This is a genomic window from Moorena producens 3L, assembly GCF_000211815.1.
In the GTDB taxonomy this organism is placed as follows: domain Bacteria; phylum Cyanobacteriota; class Cyanobacteriia; order Cyanobacteriales; family Coleofasciculaceae; genus Moorena; species Moorena producens.
On the sequence record NZ_GL890975.1, the window covers coordinates 78,424 to 101,877 of the forward strand.

The following is a 23,454-nucleotide window of genomic DNA, read 5'->3' on the forward strand; positions in this document are numbered from 1 at the left end:
CCTGTTAGCAGAATCCCCGTCTATGCACGAGCGGGGAGTGTCAAATGCTCCTCCAAAAGCTTTTTAGCCCGAGGCTTATAAATCAGATGGAACAGTGCCTCTAGATAACGCAGCATATCCTCCTGGTTTGCCTTAGACGTATAGTTCCAGAAGCCATAAATCCGTGCTAAGGATAGTAACCGTGTAGTGTGGATTTTCCAGGTATAGGTGCTGTAGACTCGTTCTATGCCCTGATTGGAAATTTCCTCCCAGTACTGGGGATTTTCCTCACACTTAGTCACAAAATCCAGGATTTTCTGAGCCATTTCCTCCTGGTTAGTAGGGTTAATCAGGATACCATTGACCTTATCCTGAATAATCTCCAACGGTCCACCAAATTGGGTACCAAAGGTTGGCAAACCAGAAATCATGGATTCCAAAATTGTTAGACCAAAGGCTTCAAATAGCGCTGGCTGCACAAAAATACCATGACGGTCAGCAATCACCCGATACACTTCACCAGAGTCACTCTTTGACAAGCGCACCCCTAACCAGCGGATCTTGCCGTAGAGATTATACTCCTCAATAATCTGGTAAAGCTTGATAATTTCTGCCTTTTCTTCGCTGTCGCTGGAGTCTTCAGTGCGCAAGTTACCCGCAATTAAAATCAAGTTACAGCGTTCCTGCAACTTTCGACTCTTACCAAAGCACTCCGCTAATCCAGTCAGGTTCTTAATTCGGTCAAGACGAGCCATGGAAAAAATCGGGCGCTTGTTAGGATAATCCAGTTTGCCAAAGACCTGGGCCTCGTCGTCTAGGGTAAACAAGAATTCATCCAACCGCTTAATATCACTAGCTACTCGCCCTTGAGTGCGGGTGTAGGGGAAGAAGACGGTTTCATTTACCCCCGGTGGTACTACATTAAACTTCGGAGAGAATAACTCAATGCCATTAATCACATGATACAGGTCTGGCATAGTGAAATTCTGGTAAGACTCATACTGACCCACACTATCAGCAGTACCCACAATCTCCTGATAGGTACTGCTGATAATAAAATTAGCCGCATTCATGGCAATTAAATCAGCAGTAAATTGCAGGGAGAAGTGGTACTGCTGTTCTGAGTCTTGCCAGTACAGGTTACTAAACAGGTATTTGGACTTTTCTAGGGCATGGGCAATATTGCACTGGGTAACTTTCAACCGTCGCGCCAGCAGGAAGGCTACTAGATTGCCATCGGAATAGTTTCCTACAATCAGGTCAGGACGACCTTGGAATTCTGCTAGCAGTTCCTTTTCGGCATCGATGGCGTAGGTTTCTAGGTACGGCCAAATCTCAAACCGAGAAATCCAATCCTGGGTAACTTTGGGATTGAACTCTCGAAACGGTACCCGTAAAATCCAGGCATTTTCTGTACCCTTAATTTTCTCTAACCGTTCATTACACCGAGTTCCATCATTGTTGGGGATTAAGCGGGTGAGAATGATCACCTTAGGCTGAATGTTTAATCCCGCCAGAGTCAGGTTTTCTTGCAACTGCTTTTCTAAACTCTTGGCTTGGTCAAGGACATATACCACTTGACCCCCTGTATCTGGACGCCCTAATACCCCTTCTTGTCCAAACCAGCCGTGAACCGATACCAGGACAATCCGGAAAATCATTGGGATGCGGGAGAGGAACTGTTCCAATGCCCTATCATCGGGTTCATCAATCAATTCATCCAGCATTGCCAAGGTTTCCCGCACTCGACTAGCAGTGTTTCCCCAGCCTGGTTCAAAACCCATCTCTTGCAGCTTAAAGCGGAATTTATCATAGGATTCGCTGTCTGGGCGATCGCTTACAAATTCCAAAGCCAACTTCACCTGCTCTGACAGTTGCTGGTGATTGTGAATGCGCTCGTTAATCAGGAGCTGGTTTCCATGGAAATGACGCACTTTCAAGAAACCGTACAACGACTCCAACCACTGCTCAGGGTCTTGAAACAGTTTACTGGAGAGATAGCGGTTTAGGAAGCGGACTCCCTTGCCAATATTCTTGGGATCGCGAATGAGTGGGCTGTAGTCATAAAACGGCTGAAAATCCAGCTGGAGAACCTCCCCGACCTTGGGGTTGTAGCGATTGACAAAGCGATCGCCTATATCCAGCAGTTCCTCTGGTGTCACCTCTTGCGCCCTCAAGTCTTCAAACAGACGGAAAGCTCTTTTAGCCGCAATTTTTGGTCGGATAATCAAGCATAGACTTTCATCTTCCAGAATAATTTCCTGGGTGTAATAAATCAGCTTCCCTAAATGAGAAGAATGATAAAAGTATTCGGATTTTTTGTGCTTAGTGCAGTATTCATTAAAAGCAGCCAGAATTTCGTTGCGCAGTAAATACCTGGGTTCTGCAGTTTTTAACTGGCTGGTAAAGTGACGTAGATCGCTCTTTTCGTCACTTTCGAGAACATCCTGAATTAGGTTGAGCATTGAAACTCCCCAAATACAAGTCCACTATATTGAAACCAACAACCCTATAAAAAATTCCTCTAAAGAATAGTCATTCCCGCGCACTACCGATCAGGAATAGATATTCTTTTAGATATATGGACAACGTTCTCGCAAAACAACTATCTTGGCATAAATAAATATTAAAGCATGTAAAGCTGCCCATACTTCTGCCGGATGTAGCGAATGAATGGATCGATGCGTAAAGCAGTACCAGTGACGCTCTTAATCAATTCAGCCGCTGTGTATTTGCAACCGTGTTGGTAAATGTTGTCCTTCAACCAATTATGGAGCGTACTAAAGTTTCCTTGCTCAATTTTTGGTATAATTTCAGGTTGTTCCGTTACTGCGGCTTCAAAAAACTGGGCGCTCATCAAGTTACCCAAGGTGTAGCATTGGAACATTCCCCCAATCTGACCAGTGTACCAGTGAACATCTTGCAACACCCCGTCACTGTCATTCTGGGGAACAACCCCTAAATCTTCACGATAGCGTTCATTCCAGGCTTCCGGTAAATCCCTCACCTGTAGCCTACCCTCAAGCATCATCAGTTCTAAGTCAAAGCGGATCATGACGTGGAGATTGTAAGTCACTTCATCAGCATCCATGCGGATTACAGACCGCTGCACCTTGTTGATTGCCTGATAAAAGGCATCGAGGGAAACATTACCCAGTTGAGAGGGGAAGTAGGATTGTACTTGGGGATAGAAAAATTTCCAGAAGCCCCGACTACGCCCAACAATATTTTCCCAAAGTCGGGACTGGCTCTCATGGACCCCCGAGGATGTCCCACAGGCAAGAGGAGTGCCTTCCAAATCTCGTCTAATTCCTTGCTCATAAAGACCATGACCCATTTCGTGGATGCTGCTAAATAGAGCCTGACTCAGGTCATCTTGATCAACACGGGTCGTAATGCGCACATCACCGGTAGAGAAGTTGATCATAAATGGGTGATGGGTTTGGTCTTGCCTTCCCCGCTCAAAGTCATATCCCATTTGCTTGATGACCTTGAGAGTCAAATCTAACTGTTGCTCTTCAGGATATCTTTGGTGTAAACAGTTGTCATCGGTGGGACTTTGGGCAGTAATAGCCTCGACAATTGGCACTAATTCCTCTCGCAACTGAGAAAAAAGCCTCCGCAAAATAGAGACTTTCATCCCATAGTCAGCAAAGTCAATTAACGGGTCAGCGATATGTTCGTAACCTGGGAAAAAATCAGCCATTTCACGGCTGAGGTCAAGAGTTTTTTCCAAGTAAGGGCGCACCGCTGCAAAGTCGTTGGTGGCTCTTGCCTTTACCCAAACACTGTACGTTTGGGTCCGATGTTCAGAGAATTCTCCCATAAATTCCGCTGGCACCTGCACGGCTCTGTGGTAATTTTTTCTAGTGCAGCGGATTAAGCTAGCTTCGTCAGAAAAGTAAGGTAGAGTTTCTTCATAGGGGCGTAACCCTTCCAGGAGTTCGCCCATGGCTGGGTCAGTAAATTTACTATGGGCAATTTTTTGTAGAGTAGCCAGCTGACGTCCCCTAGCAGCTGCACCACCGGGAGGCATATAGGTGGCCTGATCCCAGTACAACAAAGATGCGGCTGCTTCTAAGTCGTTAATTTCACTAAGGCGTTTTTTGAGTTTGAGAAGTTTCGGTTGAGTTTTTTCGGTAGTCTGCATGATGCTAGATTGACACATTCAGGCTATTAGTTTATGGTTACGGTATTTTGCCGAATAGTAAATGTACACCTGACGACCGAAAATAAAAATCTTACCCACAAAAATGTCCGATACTAATGAATCAGACAAGTGGGCTGAAAGCTAAGACCAAGTTGCGTTTTTCAAGTGCAATTTACTTGTCGGACAATGGCGAAATAACCAAGTCCTTATTTCCTCTCGTTACGATTTAAGCTGCAACTTGGTACGAGCACTCTGGTAAAGCTGAGTAACTGACTCAGATGCCAATGGCTATGAAAACGTCATACCCATAGCTGAGTGTTATAGCATAGTATACGAACTACTATTGTGCCATTTCTTAAGGACTTACTAGTATAGTGTAATCCCTTAAAACCAGACAATCGCTCTAGCTATTGGCACAGTGGTAAGTATTCCTACCGACTGAAGCTCACAGCCACTAGCTTCGAGCTTGTCCAATACTCGCCGAAAGTAGGATGTCACAAGGATCTGTTTGCACTCTCATTTGGCTCAGGACTTATGCACCCTTTCCGTGTACAACCTGTGTAAATCTGAAGTTCTGTAATCCTAAGTTCGATTTTTCCTATTAGTAAAAACCTATTCCTAAAAACTTTTTAGTAAAAACCTTGATTTTTGGTTTTATATCATGTCGGGATAATTACCCTTAATAAAAATCTCCCCCATCTACCCATCTCCCCACACTTTCCACCCTCCCCACACTTCCCACCCTCCCTCTAAATTATGGGTATTCAACCTGACTTGATATTAGCTGGAGTTTGTCCTATGGATGCAAGCCTTTTACCTTTTACCTTTTACCTTGGCCAAAGGCCATCCCAAGCGAGTTGGCTGTTCGTATATCCGTTTGAGGGTATTGATGTCTCTAGCAGAAATTCTAGGGGGATTGCGAACTTGGGAAAAGTACAGCGCATCAGTTTCTAAAGGAGAATGACCCCAAATACCTAATGCATGACCCAGTTCGTGACGGGCAGTGGCAAGGGTGTAGTCAATGGATTGCTGAGGAGAGAGAAGTATGGTAAACTTATGCAATAATAGATTATCTAATATTTGCTCTGGTGCACTGATGGATTGCGCCAGGTAAAATTCATAGCTAGTAACGGCTGAGCGAGCGCGAGACCAATCAAAGGTTCCGGTCTCACGGTTGAAGGAAACTTTTAGAGGAGGGCGCGATCGCAAAATCGATATATCTGCTAATTCCTGCTGGTCAACTAGTTCTAGGGGCAAATAAATGCCCCATTCTGCCACCGCCTTTAGCACCGCATCAACCCATTGTTGGAAGCGCTGGTGCTTCGCATCAACCACACCCGGTGCTTGGGGGTGTTCCACATAAACCTTGACGGGAAACTGAGACCAGATCAGATAACCTAAGGGAGTGCCCTTGATTTCAGAAAAATAATCACCGCTGCCGGTAGGGTCTTGCCACTGGGCAAGGGGAGTTGGTAGAGGGTGAGGCTTAGAAGCTGGTAGGGCAGGTGAGGTTACTGGCATCGAAGCCACGATAGCAGAGGAGGCTTCTGTTAATTGGTTAAACTTTGGGTATAAACCAGCTGCGGTGCTTGACTGAATCAACATCACTAACAGACAAGTGACACCCCCTAGAAACAGGGCTATCCATAGCTGCTGATTGTTTTTATAAAAATCTAAACGCTGAAAACCCCGTCTCTTTAGAGCGGGGATGAAAGCGAACAGCGCGCTTTTAGCCATGAGAAAAATATCTTGGGAAGTTCCAGAATTTTATAATGAATCTTGTAGAATAAAATATCAGCAGTTATAGGTCGAAACTGATGATAATATTAGAGTTCAAAGCATAGGGCAAAAAACATCAATATTCTGCTATAGACGAGGCGATCAGAACGGTTCAATTCATCCGTAACAGTTGTTTGCGTTACTGGATGGACAACAAAGGGGTCTCAAAATACGACCTCAACAAATATAGTGCCGTTCTTGCTAAAAAGTTCCCTTTTGCTAATGAGTTGAACTCTACTGCCCGTCAGTAAGCGTGCTGAACGAGCATGGTTAGAAGTTACCGTAAGAATAGGGTCGTCTTATTTCATGAGTTTTAACCCTTTTATGCATAGCCTATCGCCTATAAAGGCTCCACTATTCTAAGGTTTCATCTCCGGTCATCAATCCCTCGCTTCTTTGACAACTGCAAAAAGAAGGTACCCGGTAAAAAAGGATTTCCCCGATTTCAAAAACATTGCCGTTCGGTCGAGTATAAACAGTCAGGTTGGAAGTTATCCCCTGATAAAAAGTCGTTCGCGAAGCGTCGGCTTTGCCGAATCATATTCAGTGACAAAAAGGGAATCGGGAAACTTAAACTCAAGGGTACATGGGATTTGTGGCGCTTCGATAAGAAGCAAATCAAGCGGGTTAGGATAGTCCGTCGGGCTGATGGTTACTATGTCCAGTTTTGCGTTCAGGTTGATATTAATGAAGAGCTGGAACCGACTGGAAACACAATCGGGTTAGATGTTGGACTAAAGGATTTCTATACGGATTCTGACGGTCATGCTGAACCTAATCCTAGATTTTACCGAACGGGAGAGAAACGGTTAAAGTTTTATCAACGCCGGGTATCCCGAAAACAGAAAGGCTCTACTAACCGTCGAAAAGCCATTAACAGACTAGGCAGGACACACCTTAAAATAAGCAGGCAACTTGAAGTCCACCCCAAGAGACTGGGAACGAAGTTACCGCAAGATAGTGGAGCCTTTATGGGTGATCGGCTTTGCATAAAAGGGTTAAATCTTTTGTAATAAGGCGACCCTATCTAAGGTTTCGTCTCCGGCGAGCTGCGTAATTCAGTCTAACGACTTGATCGCCTACGTTCGCGAAGCGTGCCGAAGGCAAGACTTGAGGGTTAAGAACTTGGCTAAAAACCACTGTCGCGGCTTATCTATTAATGATGCAGGTTGGTATCAATTTAGGAAATGGTTAGAGCATTTTGGAACTAAGTTCGGCAGGATAACTGTTGCAGTAAACCCTGCTTACAAAGCGCCAAAATTGTTCTGAATGCGGCGAAGAGGTCAAGAAGTCACTATCAACTCGAACTCACGTCTGTAAGTGTGGTTGTCAGTTGGACCGAGACCACAATGCTGCAATCAATATCCTCAAAAGAGCCTTAAGTACGGTAGGGCATACCGGAACTTGGATTGACCGTAGGTCACGCTACGCGAATGACGATCCGAACGCTTACGGAGAGGATACCTCTACTCTTCTTGGCTCCGGCCTGGTTGAGCAAGTAACCTCGTTGAAGTAAGAATCCCCGTCTCGCGATTAGCGGGGAGTGTCAACTACTGGTTTAACCAACCTGCACTTAAAATCACTGTCAAGCTCATAAAGGTAATCGCCAAGATCCAGGTCACCCGGTTCAGGGCTTTTTCAGCACTCTTGGTGCTGGTAAACAGCTGAGCTTGACCACCGATACCGCCAAGGCCATCTCCCTTGGGACTATGGAGCAAAACCAAAATAATCAGACCCAAGCCAGATAAAACCCAAATAATTTGCAGGATTTGATTAACCATTCTTTTGACAATATTACGGCATTGAGAAGTTTTGAACTCTCCCTCGGTTAAAACAAAGGGGTTCTCAACTTGAAGTTTTATAGAGAAACTCGCACGGGTGTCCGGTTATTACGGACTTCCAACTCAGCGGGTTGGATCATAGAACGCCCAGTCATTTCTTTTGGCTGGGGGAGTTGCAAGATTTCCAAGATGGTCGGGGCAATATCTGCCAGACATCCATCACAGCGCAATGCAACTTCTGTTCCATGTCCAGGGATTTTTAATTTTTCCCCTTCTACTAGGATAAAGGGTACTGGGTTGGTCGTGTGAGCTGTCCAAGGATTACCTGTCTCATCGCGCATAGTCTCGGCGTTGCCGTGGTCAGCAGTAATCAGGGTAGTGCCACCAACTTTAATAATCCTATCAATTAAGCGTCCTAGGCAGCGGTCTACGGTTTCCACTGCTTTTATGCAGGCTTCTACATTGCCAGTATGCCCCACCATATCAGTGTTGGCATAGTTAATCACTACCAGGGAGTAAATGCGTTTTTCGATGGCTGCGATCACTTCATTGGTCACTTCCTTAGCTGACATGGCTGGTGCTTTATCATAGGTTGCTACCATCGGACTTTGCACCAATTCCCGGTCTTCACCCTCGAAGGGAACTTCTAGACCACCATTAAAAAAGTAAGTGACGTGGGCGTATTTTTCTGTTTCCGCAGTTCGGAATTGGCGCAACCCATGCTGGGCAATAACTTCCCCCAGAATATTAGTCAAGTTCTGAGGTTCAAAGGCCACCAATACCGGAAAATTGGGGTCATACTGGGTAAAGGTGGCAAAGGTTAGGGGTTTGATCTGTTCCCGTTCAAAGCCATCAAAGTTAGGATCCACCAAGGCTTGGGTAAGCTGTCGGGCTCTGTCTGGACGGAAGTTAAAGAAAATTACTCCATCTCCTGCTGTCACAGCTCCAGGAGTAAGCCGTGTGGGCAAGATAAACTCGTCAGTAATGTCTGACTCATAAGACTCCTTGAGGAATTCTGCTGCTGAGATAGCATTTCCAGGACCATCCTGAGTGATGACTTCATAGGCTTTTGAAATCCTTTCCCAGCGTCGGTCTCGATCCATGGCGTAGTAGCGACCACTAATAGTGGCTATGCATCCAATGCCAACTTGATCAATATAATCTTGAATTTTTTGAATTGCTTCAATCCCCTCGGTCGGTTTAGTATCACGACCATCGGTAATCGCGTGGATATAGACCTCAGATAGATTTTGGGCTTTGGCTAGCGCTAGCAATCCCAGGAGGTGATTGAGATGGGAATGCACCCCACCCTCAGAACACAAACCCACGATGTGCATCTTCCCACCCCGAGATTTAACCTCTCGGCATACTTGCACAAGAGCTTGGTTATCGTTTAAAGTGCCATTTTCCACCGCATCAGAGATGCGCACAAGTTCTTGAGGCACCACACGCCCAGCACCTATATTCAAGTGCCCCACTTCCGAATTGCCCATTTGACCCTCTGGGAGTCCCACGTCCTTTCCAGAGGTGCGAATTAATGTACTCGGATAGGCAGCCCAGAGGCTGTCCATTACAGGGGTGTTTGCTAGGGCTATCCCATTGGCATCAGTTACTTCGCGGTAACCCCAACCGTCTAAGATAACTAGCACCACAGGAGAAACAGGTGCTTGCCTCATCATATCGCCTTTTATCCTACTCTTAATTGCACCGCGATCATATCATTCCAAATCCGCATATCCATGATAAATTTCGATTTTTATTAGGTTTGGGCTGCCAGAGTGAGGATAATCCTTAAATCTTTTCCTAGCATCGGTTTTGGCTACCCCAAGCTAATAGGAATTTATACTCGCAAATCAGGATCTAAATTATAAAAGCCTTACTCAGACAAAATTGGAAAATTCCTAAGCAAAATTACTTATAACAGCCTACATTTAAAAGGAACATAAGGGTAGGAAGGTTACAGACAATCATTTCGATCAACATGCCAAGCTATAAAATGAGTATGTATAGGTAATGCTTATGACTGTGCGATCGCATTTCCCGATATGACTGCCAATCTCACTTCTCCAGATTCCAGCCCCAGCTTGATTTCCCCTAGCATTTCTCTCCAAAAGAGTGTAGACTCCTTACCGACTACTTCCCCTCTGAAACTGGGAGTGATGGCTTCCGGAAGTGGCAGTAACTTTGAAGCGATAGCTAGTGCGATCGCAAACGGCCAACTCAATGCCCAAATCAGCGTGCTCATTTACAATAACCCAGGCATTAAAGCGTTAGCTAGAGCGGAAAAATACGGCATTCCAGCAGTCCTACATAATCACCGGATCAAAAAACGGGAAGATTTCGATCAACAAATTGTCCAAACTTTACAAGAGTATGAGGTGGAGTGGGTCGTGATGGCTGGTTGGATGCGAGTGGTGACACAGGTACTCCTAGACGCTTTTCCTAATCGGATTCTCAATATCCATCCCAGCTTATTACCTAGTTTCAAAGGCGTGCGGGCGGTGGAACAAGCCCTTGAGGCTGGGGTAAAAATTACAGGGTGTACGGTTCACGTGGTCAGTCTAGATGTTGACAGTGGTCCCATCCTTTTCCAGGCAGCTGTTCCGGTGCTACCCGATGATACCCCAGAAACCCTCCATGCCCGGATTCAAGTCCAAGAACATCGGATTCTAGTCGAAGCGATCGCATTAATCAATTTTTAACAAAATAGGGAGAGTTTGAGGGGGCGAAATTCCCCCACCTGGCCTACGGCCACGCTACGCGAAGGTTCAGGTATTGAAGTTACCGTAAGGATAGTGGAGCCTTAATCAAAAAGTTTTAACCCTTTTATACATAGCCGACCAACCATAAAGGCTCCACTATCCTAAGGTTTCGTCTCTGGGATGGATAGCCCCTTGGCCTACGGCCACGCTACGCGAACAAATACTATAAACCTGCTTCCTGACCCAGCTCTCTATATATTCTCCAACGCTTACCCCAGAGTCTTTAGCTGCTAGCTGTAACCATTTCCAAGTAGTGTCTGTAAGCCAGATTCCGTGCTGTCTTTTTATCTCGTCATAATGAGCAGGTGCTCCTCTCATTCTTTTCTGAGGATTTTTCCTTTTTGTGCTTGACATTTCTATTTACCATCAACTATACTAATAGTATAGCAAATAAAGAGCACAGAATTCAATGATGTGATTCCACTCATGGCGATTCTCAGGCAGACATTCCGTCTATATCCCAACAAAACAGCTACATCAAAGATGTTTTATGCAAGAAAACTTCACCAGTTACTCTACAACGCTGGGATAGCTGATCGCCGTTATGAGTGGAAAGCAAATAAAAAATCTATAGGATACCTTGACCAACAAAATTGTTTACCCGATTTCAAGAAATGCTGGCCGGAATACAAGGAGTTGTATAGCACTTCTTTGCAGGCTACTCTGAAGAGAGTAGACCTTGCATATAATCGGTTCTTTCAAGGGTTAGGTGGAATTCCAAAATATAAGCCAATTCGCAAATACTCCGGATGGACTTACCCTAGCAAGGCTGGTTGGAAGACTGACACTAACGGAAAAGATGGAACCTTGACGCTAAATGACCTCGGACTCACTATAAAGATGCGTGGTCAAGCCAAGTCTTGGGGGACACCAACGACTCTGACAATTACTTACAAGCCCAGTATAAATGCTTGGTATGCTTCAATAACTGTTAAGACAGAAACTCCTGATCCTAAATATGGCTCAGAATCTGACTTAAAATACGAGAAAATCGTAGCGTACGACCTAGGTACTGAGACTGCGATTACAGCCTTCAATGGCAGCGAGTTTGAGGAAATAGCTAACCGGCGTTTTACAAAGACTCTAGAACCTAAGGTAAAAGCTGCTGGCAAGGAAAAGCGTAGGAAGCAGGCTCCTAATTTCAAGAAAGGGATTAAGGCGTCTAAGCGTTGGAAAAAAGCCAACAAAAAGGAATCCCAATTGAATAGAAAAGCGGCTAACGCACGTAGAGATTGGCAACACGTCTTGATGCAGTCGCTCATGGGGGAAACCCCCAAGACCGCGCTGCATCGCAAGGTTACGTCAGATTTATCTAGTCGTTATGACATCGGCGTAACTGAGAAGCTAAACACAAAAGGAATGACCCGAAAAGCTAAGAAAGGGTCAAAAAGGAAAAAACAAAAAGCTGGATTGAACAAGGCTATTTTAGACGTAGGATTTGGCACTCTTAATAAAATGCTCACCTACAAAATTGAACTCAAAGGCGGAATTGTCCTTCAACTACCGACTAGACAATTAAAGCCATCTCAGCGTTGTCCAGAATGTGGAAAGGTTCACAAGAATTGGGCTGAACTGTCGAATAGATACCATGTCTGTGATGCTTGCGGCTTTGAACTTGATAGAGACAAGACAAGCACAATGGTAATGTTCAATGCAGCCCTAGGAAAACAGCCGGGGTACGGGACTGACCTCGATAAACGTGGATTTTCTAGCTCTACCTCAAAGACCAGTAAGCATACTGGATCGATGAGGCAACTAGGAAAGATGAAGCGTCAAAAATCACGTTCTAAGGACGGGTCTGCTGACACCCTGTCCTGGCCGTAGGCCACGCTACGCGAACGACCAGGACGGGGTAGTTCATTTGTTATTTAGCAAAGGGAGTCGGGAGTCGGGAGTCGGGAGTCGGGCATAAAAATTATCACAATTGATTAAAGATTATTATTTAATTTTTATTTAGTTGTTAATTTTTATTTGATTTTTAATTTTATATTTGGGATTTTTAATTAAATTTAATAGTCTTTTCTAGTCTATGTTGTATTTTCTAAATTACCCAATTTCCATACCAAACTAGACACAAAGTTGGTGACGATATGAGCTACTATTGGTACGAGTAAATTGTCTGTTGCTACCGCACTATACCCCAGAAGCAAACCAACAAGGGTTGCCCAAACTACATAGGGCCATTGTTGGATACCGCTTAGATGCAAAATCCCAAATAGCATACTGGAGGCTATGATACCGATAGCATTTAACCCTACTGCTGGCAACATCACACCCCGAAACAGTAATTCTTCACTCATACCGGGCAACAGTCCTAGCCACATTAAATCTGGTATGATTAGGGGCTTGAGAATTAACTTTAGGTATACTTCTGCACTCTGGCGATAAGCTGGCCAAAGACGATACACTAAGCCACTGGCTCCAGTAATTCCCAACCCCATGCCTAGTCCTATAAGTAGGGCATTGGGGGTAAATTTGATGGGCAGGAGACTCAGCTTACCTAGTTGCAGCCATAGCTTGGCAAAGATTAGTAACACTACGGCAGTTATACCCATTGCCACTAGTACTTGGATGCGGGTTAGGGGTTCAAGTTCGGGATTATCGGGAATTTGTTTTGTCACTAGGAAAAATGTAAGCGACGCAGAGTTGACACTCCCCGGCCTTTTGGTGCGAGGATTCTTTAGAGGAGATACCCAAGGGCATTGCTCGTAACAACCACATCGACTTCCCGTACCGTAGTACCAAGAAATCGGCAGTCCACTTGGCGGTGCCAATTGCCTCTACTCTCTCCAGCTTATTGCCATTGAGTCTACTTTAAAAGTTTTGATTTGATTCGCTCACCAAAAAGACTTCTGCTTGTAGAGGGCTGGGATTGGAGTCTTTGACCGAGCACCCATTTCGGGTAACTACCATTTAACCAAAGCGTCCCACTACTGGGATTTTCACCTTTTCTTTTCAGGTCACTGCGTCTACATAATTCTAACACAAAGCCGCCCTAGAAGAACGGGGTTTCAGACCCAATTTTTTGATGATAGGGATGGACTCAGAGCGTTAGGACTGATCCCAGCACGATGGGTAACCAGCAAGCCTAGAGCCTCTAAATATGAGTTTACTCGTATTGCTTTAATTCCCAAAGGTTCTGGAGGTACTTCCATGGTAGTTTGGTTTTCTTCAACGGCAATGATCTGGGTTTGCAACTGGCTAAAGCTTAACATTGCACTACCACCACAGGCGGTTGCTGGTATGACAATGGCATCTACATCATCAGCCCAAATGTCCCCTGGTTTTGAGGAAATCGTTTGAGAATCTGGATTAGCAAGGGAGGAGGGGGAATTTTTTTGGTTGACCACAAATTGGGGAGCGCGACTCAATCCTACTAAAACACAGGGTAAGAAGGTATAGCCCAATTCCTCTGCTGCTGAACGAGGTGACAATTTAGGATCGATGGGTAAAGGCATCAATGCTGGTGCATGAGCACAGGGAATTTGAAAGGTACGAACAATCAAGTGACTGATAATGGCTTCAGCACCAGCCAGGGGGTCTACGCCTCGACCATGACGGTAATCTTGCAATGCTTCACTATCAAAGTCATCGGGAAAACGCACTACTACTGCGATCGCATCTGCTCCAGCTTGCTCAATCAGGACTTGGGCTGCTCGCAATAAACTATCGGGATTTCCAATTGTTCCCCAACTGGCTCCAGATGCTGCTGTGCGCAGTTCTACATTTAAGGGAGCATCTGTAACTACGTAGTCGGTTAGATTCAGTCCTAGGGTAGCTCTGGTGGCATCTGCTGCTTGTAGGTGTCTCAAACGTAATTCCGGTTCAATCCCCTGATCCAGGAGTAATCCCACCCGGTTCTGATGTACAGGGCGTAATCCCCAGGATCCAGCGGCAAATTTGTCAAGGCCATAGCCTTCTACATAGAAGGCGTTGGGTAAGTTCCAGTACAACTGGGCACCATTGAGGACATTGGGATGGGTGATTAAGCGATCGCAAACTTGTGCGATCGCTCTAGCTACTGGCAAGGCATCCCCGGCATAGCCACCAATCGACGCTCCTACACCAGTAGGAATGATTAAAACAACGGTATAGGGACGCTGATTCACTTACTATTGACTGATTTAGTTACAATAGCTTCTACCGTAGCTTTCTCCTGCTCAGGGTCTACATGAGTAACCGCCCAGCGCAGGGGTTCTCCCCGTTCTTGTAGTTCTGCTTCAATGGCTTGGTGCAGTTCCTTAGGGGACTCTTGGAGGTCAATTTCTGCAGTAATGAAATGGGTTGTCATTGTTTTCTCCCTAATTCTAATTAGGATAATCTGGCTATCCTAATCTATGTGACATACTCCCACACTGAATCAGAGATTACAGTGTGGGCTTCTTGCCAACTCCACCCAACGGTTCGGATGCTCGGCAAGCTTTATTGACGACACGGGATGCCCCTCCGCACCGGAACAATACAACTCGTTCTATTTTTCAGTTAGTAGGTGGCGGTTAGCTCTTAATTTGACTACCCTACTATTTTCATCATAGACGGTAACAAAGTATCAAAGTTCGTTTCCGCCATTCATCCCACGCCAACCTTGCTCCTAGGGAGCCGCTACGCGAACGGTGCGGACGTGGGGCATAAGCGCGGATGAAGCTAACCATTCAGTCTAGCTATTAGGCTAATGGTATTTGATTATATAGCAGCATAGACCTTATGAAGGCTGACCAAACTGCCGGTCATACACTTCATCTTCTTTTGAGGTGTCAAATTTCAGGTTAGAGCGGGGATAAGCTACACACAGCAGCACATAGCCTTCTGCTTGGAGTTCTGGCCCTAAACCCATACCATCGGTTTGGTCTACACTGCCTTCTGCTACTCGTTTGGCAGCGCAAGTGGTACAGACTCCAGCCGTGCAGGAACTGGGTAAATCTATCCCCGCCCCATAGGCAGCTTCAAGAATTTTTTGATCCTCTGGCACCTCTATAGTGTATGTGTTGCCTTCGTGATTAAATTCGACGGTGTAAGTCTTGGGCATTGTATCAATTAAAAGCTGGATTCTCCGAATCCTATGAATAGGACAGGGAGGGTCACTGGCTTATTTTAGCGCTTTGTGGCATCCAAATTAAGCTGCTGCCTTCATTGGTCAATTGACTTGAGTACAAGGGACAACTCTATATTAGAATTTGGGCTAATTGTCAATATCATGGTGATCTAATCCCAATTCTTACGGCTCACACGGCTACAGATCAATTTCAGATGGCCATCTCCCCATCTGCATCTGTCATCTTACGGCGAAGTCTGGCGTTCCGTCAGTCAAGTAATGAATAGGAGTAGAGTGGGCATCCTGCCCGCCGGAAAATCTATTGAAACTGGCAAGATGCCAGTTCCACGCCTGATGCCCATTCTACAGGTGCGACCCGTGGCGAATTTAATAATTAGATGCGGAAAGCGCACCTACGCTTCAAATCATTCCATTATTAAGCAACGCCCGAAGCCTAGTATTGACTAGAGAATATTAGTCCTGACGTCATTGCTAAACAGTAGAATCAGGTTCTTAATGAAGTGTTGTCAACAGCTGAGTAGGTGATCTGTTTACTGTAATTGATTGGTTGATCAATCTTGCTTGGATTTGGCAAAATTTTTTTGACTTATTCGCTGTTTTATGATAAACACTGATTTGATTCATCGACAATTGTTGACTAAACGCAATTTAAGGATTATACCTCTGGGGAAAATCATCCTTAAATCCTGATCAGGTCTGAGATAAACATTAGTTAAGTTTCCGCAGATTTTTATTTAAAAAAGTTATTACAAAAAAGAACTAAATTGTCCGGAAAGATCTAGCTTAATAAGAATATGTATTTAGTGCATAACTACAGCTATTCTAAATCATTTGGGTGCGGCTCTTTTAAAAGTACGGTAGACTAGATCTCAGTAAAACTGACAAATTAGTCAGAGTAATAGTTTGAGTCAATACCTCCTGGTGGGTGACCAGCTGAAAAAGTCAGCAGTAGTTCAGGAAAAGTTTGGACCTATGCAACCATCGATCTCAAATGAAGACATGTTTTTCTCACAAGCGCGAGAGCTATTTGAAGAAATAGTGGACTGGCTGGGTTCAGATAGTGTTTGCGGTTTACAACATGGGGAATTAGAGAGTAAACTGCTTGAAAACGGATACGAACTATTAAGACGACTGCTGCAAGGTTACTTCGACAGACGAAGTGATGACGAGATCGAAGGAGAATGCTTAGGTAACGACGAAGCCAAGAGAACCCATAAGAAGAGATTTACAAGGAAGCTGACAACAATATTTGGCACGATCATCGCCAATCGAATCGGTTATGGTGGACGAAAAATAACTTCCCTCAACCCACTCGATGCCGAGTTAAACCTACCAGTAGAAAAATACTCCCACGGACTGAGAGAGCGAGTGGCTGTCGAAGTAGCTCGTTCAGGGTTTGGCGAAACAGTCGAAATCATACAGAAAACAACAGCCGCAAAAGTTGGTAAGCGACAAGTTGAACAATTGGCTGATCAAAGTGCTTGTGACTTTGATCAATTCTATGCTCATCAACAAGCACAATCGGTTGAATTGAAGGAGACGGGGGAAATAGTAGTTATTAGTGTGGATGGCAAGGGTGTTGTCATGCGTACAGAAGACTTACGTGCTCCCACGCAAAAAAGAGCGCTGGCAAATAGCAAGAAGTTAAATAAACGATTAACTAAGGGGGAAAAACGCAATTCAAAGCGAATGGCAACAGTGGCTTCAGTTTATACCATCAACCCTTTTGTTCGTACACCTCAACAAATTGTCAGCACAGAAGAAGAACACAAAAAAATCAAACGACCCAAACCAATCGGTAAGCGTGTTTGGGCAAGTTTAGTTAAAGAACCATCACTTGTTATAAAAGAAGCTTTTGACGAGGCATTACACCGCGACCCCAATCAACACAAGCGTTTTTGCGCTCTGGTCGATGGTAACAAGACACAATTATCGCGCTTTGAAAAAATTTGCTCGCGAACACCATCTCAAGTTAACGATTGTCCTGGATATTATTCATGTGATTGAGTATCTGTGGAAGGCTGCATTTGCCTTCTATTCGGACACTAGTCAACAAGCCGAAGTTTGGGTTAGTAAACGTTTACTGCTGATCCTTGAAGGTAAATCGAGTACAGTTGCTGGGGGTATGCGTGGTAGCGCTACAAAGCGCCAACTTTCTGCATCACAACGTCAGCCAGTGGATAAGTGTGCCAGATATTTACTCAACAACGCTGCTTACCTCAAATACCACGATTACTTGAAAGCTGGTCTTCCCATTGCCACTGGGGTTATTGAGGGCGCTTGTCGTCACTTAATCAAAGACAGGATGGACATTACCGGGGCTAGATGGAGTCTTATGGGTGCTGAGGCGGTTTTACGTCTGCGCTCGCTTTATGTTAGCGGTGATTGGCAAGAGTATTGGCCCTTTCACTTAAAGCAAGAGCATAAACGTAATCACTTGTCTTTGTACAAAGATGGCCTTCCTTTGATGAAACGACTAATTCAAGCTCGTTGCTCTATTACTGCTCCTCCTACTCTTCCGATACCTCTCTAAACCTGACCAAACGTCTTTCCAAAAGAGCCACACCCAAATCATTTGTAAACTATGCAAAATCATAAATCGTTGCTGGCTAAGGGTTATAGCTATATCTTTGGCCAGTAAATTTCACGAAATATATATAATTGTAATAGTACTTTTGGCTAATCAACTAGTTTAAAATTATCAATCGTTGCTCGCTAAAAATTAATTAAATAATATACTACAAAAAAAATAAATAACTAAATCGTATTTATTTTTAGGAGTGGGCTTCGATGGTCCTGTTGATCTCAGTCTCTCCCCGCTACACTTTGTTCAAGTTTGAATTTAAACGGCAGGAAAGTGAGTAAAGGGGAGATTTTGTGTCTATTTTGTATAGGGGTTAATGGGGTTAGGTAAATTTTTTAGGGAACAGGGAACAGGGAACAGGGAACAGGGAACAGGGAACAGATAAGAGGGGAAAAATCCTGTGTACCTGATTATAATACAAACCGCTATAGTAAAGCTAAAAAATATGGTTCTTCAGTACCTAGTATGCTAAACTAATAATTTAAGTCGTTAATACACTAAAAAAAATGCATCAAATTATAGCCCAAAATGTAGCTTTATTTAAATTATAAAGATGAGCTATTATTAACTAGAACTATCAGGGAAGTAACTTGAATATATATTTGTTATTATGAAATCACAAAAGGAAGGAAATTAAAGTGCTGACAGAACTTCTGGATATAAAAGGGGTAAAAGTTGGTTCGCGTCACCAGCACAAAGGGATTGGAATAATTTTACAGATTGAGTCAATCAGTAATGAAAGCATCTGTACTCAGTGTGGGACAAAAAGTTATAAATTACATCAAAATCATCGATATATAATTAAAGATTTGCCTTGGGGAGAGTCCCCAGTATTTTTGGAAATAAATAGACGACAGTTTAAATGTCAAAAATGTAAAAAACCGTTCAGTGAAAAGTTAGATTTCGTCAGGAAAAGAAGAAAATATACTAAAAGGTTGGCTGAGACAACCCTAAAAGAAGTTTTAAGAAGTGATATAAGAAGTGTAGCCCAAAAAGGATTAGTGACAACAGAAGAAATAGAAAGAATGTTAAAAGATGCCAGGTCAGACTTGCCCAAATCTCCACCTAAAAATTTGAAAAAGCTAGGAATTGATGAAATAGCTCTGGTTAAAGGTAAAGGCAATTATTGTGCAGTATTAATAGATTTAGAGAAGTCAGTATTAATTCAAATATTAGAAGGAAGAACACAATTAGAAATCAAAAATTTTTTGATTAAATGGGGTAGAGAGGTCTTAGATAAGATAGAAGAGGTTAGTATTGATTTATGGCAAGGATACAAAAGCTTAGTTTTAGAATTAATGCCCAATGCTCAAGTTGTAGCCGACAGATTTCATGTAATGGTACAAATAAATCAAGAACTAGACTCACAAATAAAACTCGAAAAAACTCAATTAACAACTTTACTAAAAAACGCTAAAACCAAGTCAGATAAATAAAATCATAAACAGAGTTTAGAGAAACTTAAAAAAAGTAAATATGCCCTTTTTAAAAATGAAAAATATTTGACGAAAAAACAAAGTCAGAAACTAGCTCAAGTGAAATAAGTTTCTCCAAGCCTTAAAACTATGCACGAATTTAAAGAAAAAATTCGCCAAATTTTTGATGAAACAAATGATTGGTTAGATGGGCTATTCAAATTAGGTACATGGTTATCAGAAGCGCAAAATTATTTTCCGAAAAGCCGGAATACTATTATTCGTTGGTTAGATGAAATTATCGCATACTTTGATAACAGAACAACTAGTGGGGTGGTTGAGGGTATTAATAACAAATTAAAAGTTATTAAACGTTCAGCTTATGGATTCAGAAACTTTAAAAACTTTCAATCCAGATGTTTACTTAATTGGAATTTTAACTAATAGTTTAGCATACTAGGTACTGAAGAACCGAATATTATAAGCGGACTTAATGGAATCAGCATGAACAGCAATCTTACCTTTCTTGGTCTCGGCGTTATGGGTGGATATATGGCAGCCAATCTTGCCCGTAGTGATTATTCCACCAGTAATTACCCCACTATGGCTTGGAATCGCACCCCCGGTCGTCCAGGAGTCAAGATTGCTGCTGATGCTGGAGCCAAGGTAGTCTCATCGATCCGGGAAGCCGTCGAGTCAGCTGACATCATTTTTTCTTGCTTGGGGGATGTCCCAGATGTGGAAGCGGTTATGCTGGGAGCTGAGGGAGTGGCTGAGTATGCCAAACCCGATACCCTAATTGTGGATTTCACCACCATTGGAGCAAATGCAGCCCAGGGAATCAGTGGGGAACTAAAGAAGCACAACCTACGTTTTCTGGATGCACCAGTTTCCGGTGGGGATATCGGAGCCAAAAATGGGACCCTAACCATTATGCTTGGAGGCGACCAGAAGGACTTCGAGGAGTGTAAACCCCTACTGGAAATTCTTGGCAAAACCATTCGCCTGTGCGGTCCGGTGGGCAGCGGTCAAGCCGTTAAACTGTGCAACCAGGTGCTTTGTTCTGTCCATATGGTAGCCCTATGCGAGGCAATGAAGTTGGCAGAACATCAAGGAATTGACCCTAATTTAGTTATTGAGGTTTGTAGCACAGGTGCTGCTGGGTCATGGGCGTTATCCAACTTAGGGCAACAAGTGGCTGAGTCTGACTTTGAGCCTGGTTTCATGATTAAGCACATGGTCAAAGACCTCAGGCTTGTACTCGAAAGCCTCCAGTCTTCTAGTCTGGATTTGGCTGGAGTTGAATTAGCTGACCGTCTTTTCAAAGTTGTTCAACAACTTGACAGTGGTAAAGGAGGTGAACAGGGAACTCAAGCAATGATTCGTGCTTACGGCGAACTCAGAAGCTGAAGGATGATGGCTTTAACAAAACTCGCTATCCATCCCCAGCTTCTTTAAAGCTGGGGATGGATAGCGAGACCGATTCGTGATATAATAAAATTGGTCGATGACCCGCCTGACTGACTAAAAGGCTACCTATTGATAGAAGGTATACAAAGTACTAGCAGAGCTCAGGGAAGAGACTTGCCCCGGCTGGTTAGCCATAGATGCTGTAATTCCAAGGTAAGTCTGTCGTCAAACTATACGTCTGCGGAAGGCGGATGTCTGCCTGTGGACGCTGAGTAAGACCAATTCTAGCAGGCGCGCGCCTCCAAGGCCGGGTTCCCCGGCCTTGGGTCGCGCCTCTGGTTGAGGCGTCGGGGACGCGCGCGGGAAGCCCGAAAGACGAATAAAACCGTCCCTGAGTTGACCTGAGAATTGGAAGCCCCAACCTCAGCGAAGCAGGTTGGGGTACTTCACGCTAGTAGCGGTGATACCAAGTATTTCTTGAGATTTTTCCAAAACTTGATCAGGGTCAAAGGGTTTAGTGAGGTACATATCTGTGCCGACCTCTTTGCCCTTTTGTTTATCAAACTCCTGTCCCTTAGCCGTTAGCATGATCACATAAATATCTTTGATACACAGAACATTTTTGATCTGATTACAGACATCAAAACCACTCATTTTCGGCATCATTAAATCTAGAAATACCAGATTAGGTTGCTCTGACTTAACTTGCTCTAGAGCATCTTCACCATCCTCAGCGGTGAGTAATTCTACCCCTTCATCTTCCAGGTCTTCCAGGGTTTGCTCGATCAGCAGTCTCATATAAGGTTCATCATCAACGATCAAGATTTTTTTAGTCATAGAGTAGTCTGCTGGGTAAAGCATTACCTGTTTCTACACCAATTAATTTACTTGATCAAGTGAGGTATTCCGGATGCTTTGCTAGTAAATCGGTAGGGTGTTTTAGGCATTGATTAATTAATCAGGGATAAGTATTCAAGCCGACACGATCTGAAAGTCGCTGTAGCTAAAGTACGACAAAAAAGTCCCCACACCAAATGGCAATGGGGGCAATACTGCAGTTGCTATCGTTGCCTGAAACTAATAATGCCCTGTATCAAAACCTGATCAAGCCAACAGTCTTTTCACTGTTTAACTGATCGGGGAGTTTGAGGGGTCTATCCATCCCCATCCCTATGCAGGGGTGGGGATGGATAGACCCCTGGCCGTAGGCCACGCTACGCGAACAAATATTTAGCGATGACTTGACGACTTATCGCCAAATATATATCCCTCTTTTGTCACTCTCCGAGAAGTAAAATAAGAGAATAAACAGATTGGGTAGCTCAAAGGTAGATAGGGCAATGGATGTAGAGTTACAGATTCTCAAACATAGTGCCAGAGATGCACAACCAACAGTTTCGGTTATTGATCAATATTGTGAGGCTTATAAAGACCTGTTTCCAGAAGTAAGAAGTTATGAATGTTTCAAATATTTACATTTAGGAATAATCTCACCGATAAAGAGAAAGTCGCTATAGGTGCGCTTGACCTAGGCGAATTAAATTCGCCACGGGTCGCACCTCCAGAAATAGCTAAGTTAGTAGGCATAAAATCTGCTCAGTCACTCCATCATTTTCTAGCCAATTCTCCTTGGTCAGCGACTGAATTAACATCCCGAAGATTAAGTCGGACGCTCAAAGCATTAAACTCCCAAATAATCACGGTAATAATTGATGAGACAGGGGATAGAAAAAAAGGAAATAAAACTGACTATGTAGCCAGACAATATTTAGGCAGTGTAGGAAAAGTAGATAATGGAATCGTGTCAGTAAATGCTTATGGAGTCTATAAAAATATTACTTTTCCTTTACTAGTTAAAGTCTTTAAACCACAAGGAAAACTGAAAGAAGGAGATACATACAAAACGAAGATTGAACTAGCCTCGGAAATAATTACTGAATTAGTCAATTATGGATTTCGGATTGACTTAGTATTAGCTGATAGCTTGTATGGTGAAAGTAGTTCATTTATCAGTACATTAGACAAATACAAATTACCTTGGATATTAGCAATTAAAAGCAATCATGGGGTCTGGATGCCAGTTGCTCAGAGAGTAAGAGCTAATAAGTGGTGTAAGTTTGAGCGAATATTTAGCAATCAAAAATCAGAAACTAGATATATCCGAGAAATTATTTTTGGCAAGAGAAGTTACAGAACTTATTGGGAAATGACTACAGATCCTGAAACCATGCCAGAGAACTCTACATCTTTTGTCATGACTAATATTCAGGATAAAAGGAGTAAAATTAAGAAGATTCTAGGCAATCTTTACGGGAGGCGAACATGGGTTGAATATGGTTTTCGGCAGTGTAAACAAGAACTGGGTTGGACAGATTATCGTTTTACGGATTTTCAGGAGATTAATAAATGGGGGGAACTAATTATGAGTGCTTATCTAATGATTAGTTTANATACCCAGGAAATGTCTACTTTAAATTCATCTGAACTAACTGATTCTGAAATGCCGAATCCGACTGTTGATTTCTCAACACATCCACAAGC

Annotated in this window: 15 protein-coding genes and 3 pseudogenes; 7 read left to right on the forward strand and 11 right to left on the reverse strand. The window is 43.6% G+C overall.

Annotated elements, in window-relative coordinates; translation table 11 throughout:
• Positions 1 to 20 precede the first annotated feature (20 nt).
• From LYNGBM3L_RS33290 to LYNGBM3L_RS33300, 3 genes are all read right to left on the reverse strand, one after another.
• The gene (locus LYNGBM3L_RS33290) at positions 21 to 2,444 is read right to left on the reverse strand and encodes a sucrose synthase (protein ID WP_008191839.1); all 2,424 of its coding nucleotides are present in this window, start codon (positions 2,442 to 2,444) and stop codon (positions 21 to 23) included.
• 161 nt (positions 2,445 to 2,605) lie between these two features.
• Positions 2,606 to 4,129 carry a carboxypeptidase M32 gene (locus LYNGBM3L_RS33295; RefSeq protein ID WP_008191841.1) on the reverse strand — a complete coding sequence of 508 codons (1,524 nt, stop codon included), beginning with the start codon at positions 4,127 to 4,129 and terminating at the stop codon, positions 2,606 to 2,608.
• Between the two features lie 813 nt (positions 4,130 to 4,942).
• Positions 4,943 to 5,866 (reverse strand): hypothetical protein, encoded by a 924-nt coding sequence (locus LYNGBM3L_RS33300; protein ID WP_008191843.1) that lies wholly within the window; start codon positions 5,864 to 5,866, stop codon positions 4,943 to 4,945.
• Between the two features lie 131 nt (positions 5,867 to 5,997).
• Here LYNGBM3L_RS33300 and LYNGBM3L_RS48210 point away from each other — a divergent pair.
• A pseudogene (locus tag LYNGBM3L_RS48210) lies at positions 5,998 to 7,424 on the forward strand (RNA-guided endonuclease InsQ/TnpB family protein).
• Positions 7,425 to 7,458: 34 nt separating this feature from the next.
• On the opposite strand, the gene secG reads toward LYNGBM3L_RS48210, so the two are convergent.
• Together secG and gpmI are read right to left on the reverse strand one after the other, a co-directional pair.
• Positions 7,459 to 7,689: a preprotein translocase subunit SecG gene (gene secG / locus LYNGBM3L_RS33310; RefSeq protein ID WP_008191847.1), complete on the reverse strand. Its 231-nt coding sequence runs from the start codon at positions 7,687 to 7,689 to the stop codon at positions 7,459 to 7,461.
• Between the two features lie 77 nt (positions 7,690 to 7,766).
• Complete coding sequence (gpmI, locus tag LYNGBM3L_RS33315; protein WP_008191848.1) at positions 7,767 to 9,365, reverse strand: 2,3-bisphosphoglycerate-independent phosphoglycerate mutase; 1,599 nt, start codon at positions 9,363 to 9,365, stop codon at positions 7,767 to 7,769.
• Between the two features lie 369 nt (positions 9,366 to 9,734).
• Here gpmI and purN point away from each other — a divergent pair, with 369 nt between their 5' ends.
• A complete protein-coding gene (purN, locus tag LYNGBM3L_RS33320; protein ID WP_008191850.1) occupies positions 9,735 to 10,391 on the forward strand; it encodes a phosphoribosylglycinamide formyltransferase in 657 nt (218 codons plus the stop codon).
• A 156-nt stretch (positions 10,392 to 10,547) separates the two neighbouring features.
• Here the strand turns inward: purN and LYNGBM3L_RS33325 are convergent, their stop codons facing one another.
• A complete protein-coding gene (locus tag LYNGBM3L_RS33325) occupies positions 10,548 to 10,805 on the reverse strand; it encodes a hypothetical protein (RefSeq protein ID WP_008191853.1) in 258 nt (85 codons plus the stop codon).
• A 72-nt stretch (positions 10,806 to 10,877) separates the two neighbouring features.
• On the opposite strand from LYNGBM3L_RS33325, the gene LYNGBM3L_RS33330 reads away from it, so the two are divergent.
• Complete coding sequence (locus tag LYNGBM3L_RS33330) at positions 10,878 to 12,275, forward strand: RNA-guided endonuclease InsQ/TnpB family protein (protein ID WP_008191855.1); 1,398 nt, start codon at positions 10,878 to 10,880, stop codon at positions 12,273 to 12,275.
• A 203-nt stretch (positions 12,276 to 12,478) separates the two neighbouring features.
• On the opposite strand, the gene LYNGBM3L_RS33335 is transcribed toward LYNGBM3L_RS33330, so the two are convergent.
• The 4 genes from LYNGBM3L_RS33335 to LYNGBM3L_RS33350 all read right to left on the reverse strand — a co-directional run bounded on the left by LYNGBM3L_RS33335 (position 12,479) and on the right by LYNGBM3L_RS33350 (position 15,477).
• Entirely contained in the window at positions 12,479 to 13,072 is a 594-nt protein-coding gene (locus LYNGBM3L_RS33335) for a CPBP family intramembrane glutamic endopeptidase (protein ID WP_008191857.1), read from the reverse strand.
• A 390-nt stretch (positions 13,073 to 13,462) separates the two neighbouring features.
• A complete protein-coding gene (locus LYNGBM3L_RS33340) occupies positions 13,463 to 14,560 on the reverse strand; it encodes a DUF3326 domain-containing protein (RefSeq protein WP_008191858.1) in 1,098 nt (365 codons plus the stop codon).
• Positions 14,557 to 14,742, reverse strand: coding sequence for a DUF8621 family protein (locus tag LYNGBM3L_RS33345; RefSeq protein ID WP_008191859.1), 186 nt, complete (start codon positions 14,740 to 14,742; stop codon positions 14,557 to 14,559). The genes LYNGBM3L_RS33340 and LYNGBM3L_RS33345 overlap by 4 nt, the downstream gene beginning before the upstream one ends.
• A 411-nt stretch (positions 14,743 to 15,153) precedes the next feature.
• Positions 15,154 to 15,477 carry a 2Fe-2S iron-sulfur cluster-binding protein gene (locus tag LYNGBM3L_RS33350; protein WP_008191861.1) on the reverse strand — a complete coding sequence of 108 codons (324 nt, stop codon included), beginning with the start codon at positions 15,475 to 15,477 and terminating at the stop codon, positions 15,154 to 15,156.
• A gap of 999 nt (positions 15,478 to 16,476) precedes the next feature.
• On the opposite strand from LYNGBM3L_RS33350, the gene LYNGBM3L_RS37700 reads away from it, so the two are divergent.
• The 3 genes and pseudogenes from LYNGBM3L_RS37700 (at position 16,477) to LYNGBM3L_RS33370 (ending at position 20,913) form a co-directional block, all read left to right on the forward strand.
• A protein-coding gene (locus tag LYNGBM3L_RS37700; RefSeq protein ID WP_193374691.1) for an ISKra4-like element ISMpr2 family transposase occupies positions 16,477 to 18,037 on the forward strand; the annotation gives its coding sequence in 2 pieces (ribosomal slippage) (positions 16,477 to 17,439 and positions 17,441 to 18,037; 1,560 coding nt in all).
• A gap of 683 nt (positions 18,038 to 18,720) precedes the next feature.
• Positions 18,721 to 19,947 (forward strand): annotated as a pseudogene (locus LYNGBM3L_RS33365) (ISL3 family transposase).
• A gap of 60 nt (positions 19,948 to 20,007) precedes the next feature.
• The gene (locus LYNGBM3L_RS33370) at positions 20,008 to 20,913 is read left to right on the forward strand and encodes an NAD(P)-dependent oxidoreductase (protein ID WP_044495884.1); all 906 of its coding nucleotides are present in this window, start codon (positions 20,008 to 20,010) and stop codon (positions 20,911 to 20,913) included.
• Positions 20,914 to 21,336: 423 nt separating this feature from the next.
• Here the strand turns inward: LYNGBM3L_RS33370 and LYNGBM3L_RS33375 are convergent, their stop codons facing one another.
• Positions 21,337 to 21,750: a response regulator transcription factor gene (locus LYNGBM3L_RS33375; protein WP_044495885.1), complete on the reverse strand. Its 414-nt coding sequence runs from the start codon at positions 21,748 to 21,750 to the stop codon at positions 21,337 to 21,339.
• Positions 21,751 to 22,253: 503 nt separating this feature from the next.
• On the opposite strand from LYNGBM3L_RS33375, the pseudogene LYNGBM3L_RS33380 reads away from it, so the two are divergent.
• A pseudogene (locus tag LYNGBM3L_RS33380) lies at positions 22,254 to 23,454 on the forward strand (IS701 family transposase); the annotation flags it as partial.

What these genes read in the sequence shown, in the direction of transcription:
- LYNGBM3L_RS33295 (WP_008191841.1), bottom strand. Translation starts at nt 4,129, where the DNA reads ATGCAGACTACCGAAAAAACTCAACCGAAACTTCTCAAACTCAAAAAA.
- LYNGBM3L_RS33345 (WP_008191859.1), bottom strand. Translation starts at nt 14,742, where the DNA reads ATGACAACCCATTTCATTACTGCAGAAATTGACCTCCAAGAGTCCCCT.
- gpmI (WP_008191848.1), bottom strand. Translation starts at nt 9,365, where the DNA reads ATGAGGCAAGCACCTGTTTCTCCTGTGGTGCTAGTTATCTTAGACGGT.
- LYNGBM3L_RS33370 (WP_044495884.1), top strand. Translation starts at nt 20,008, where the DNA reads ATGAACAGCAATCTTACCTTTCTTGGTCTCGGCGTTATGGGTGGATAT.
- LYNGBM3L_RS33300 (WP_008191843.1), bottom strand. Translation starts at nt 5,866, where the DNA reads ATGGCTAAAAGCGCGCTGTTCGCTTTCATCCCCGCTCTAAAGAGACGG.
- LYNGBM3L_RS33330 (WP_008191855.1), top strand. Translation starts at nt 10,878, where the DNA reads ATGGCGATTCTCAGGCAGACATTCCGTCTATATCCCAACAAAACAGCT.
- purN (WP_008191850.1), top strand. Translation starts at nt 9,735, where the DNA reads ATGACTGCCAATCTCACTTCTCCAGATTCCAGCCCCAGCTTGATTTCC.
- LYNGBM3L_RS33375 (WP_044495885.1), bottom strand. Translation starts at nt 21,750, where the DNA reads ATGACTAAAAAAATCTTGATCGTTGATGATGAACCTTATATGAGACTG.
- LYNGBM3L_RS33290 (WP_008191839.1), bottom strand. Translation starts at nt 2,444, where the DNA reads ATGCTCAACCTAATTCAGGATGTTCTCGAAAGTGACGAAAAGAGCGAT.
- LYNGBM3L_RS33350 (WP_008191861.1), bottom strand. Translation starts at nt 15,477, where the DNA reads ATGCCCAAGACTTACACCGTCGAATTTAATCACGAAGGCAACACATAC.
- secG (WP_008191847.1), bottom strand. Translation starts at nt 7,689, where the DNA reads ATGGTTAATCAAATCCTGCAAATTATTTGGGTTTTATCTGGCTTGGGT.
- LYNGBM3L_RS33325 (WP_008191853.1), bottom strand. Translation starts at nt 10,805, where the DNA reads ATGTCAAGCACAAAAAGGAAAAATCCTCAGAAAAGAATGAGAGGAGCA.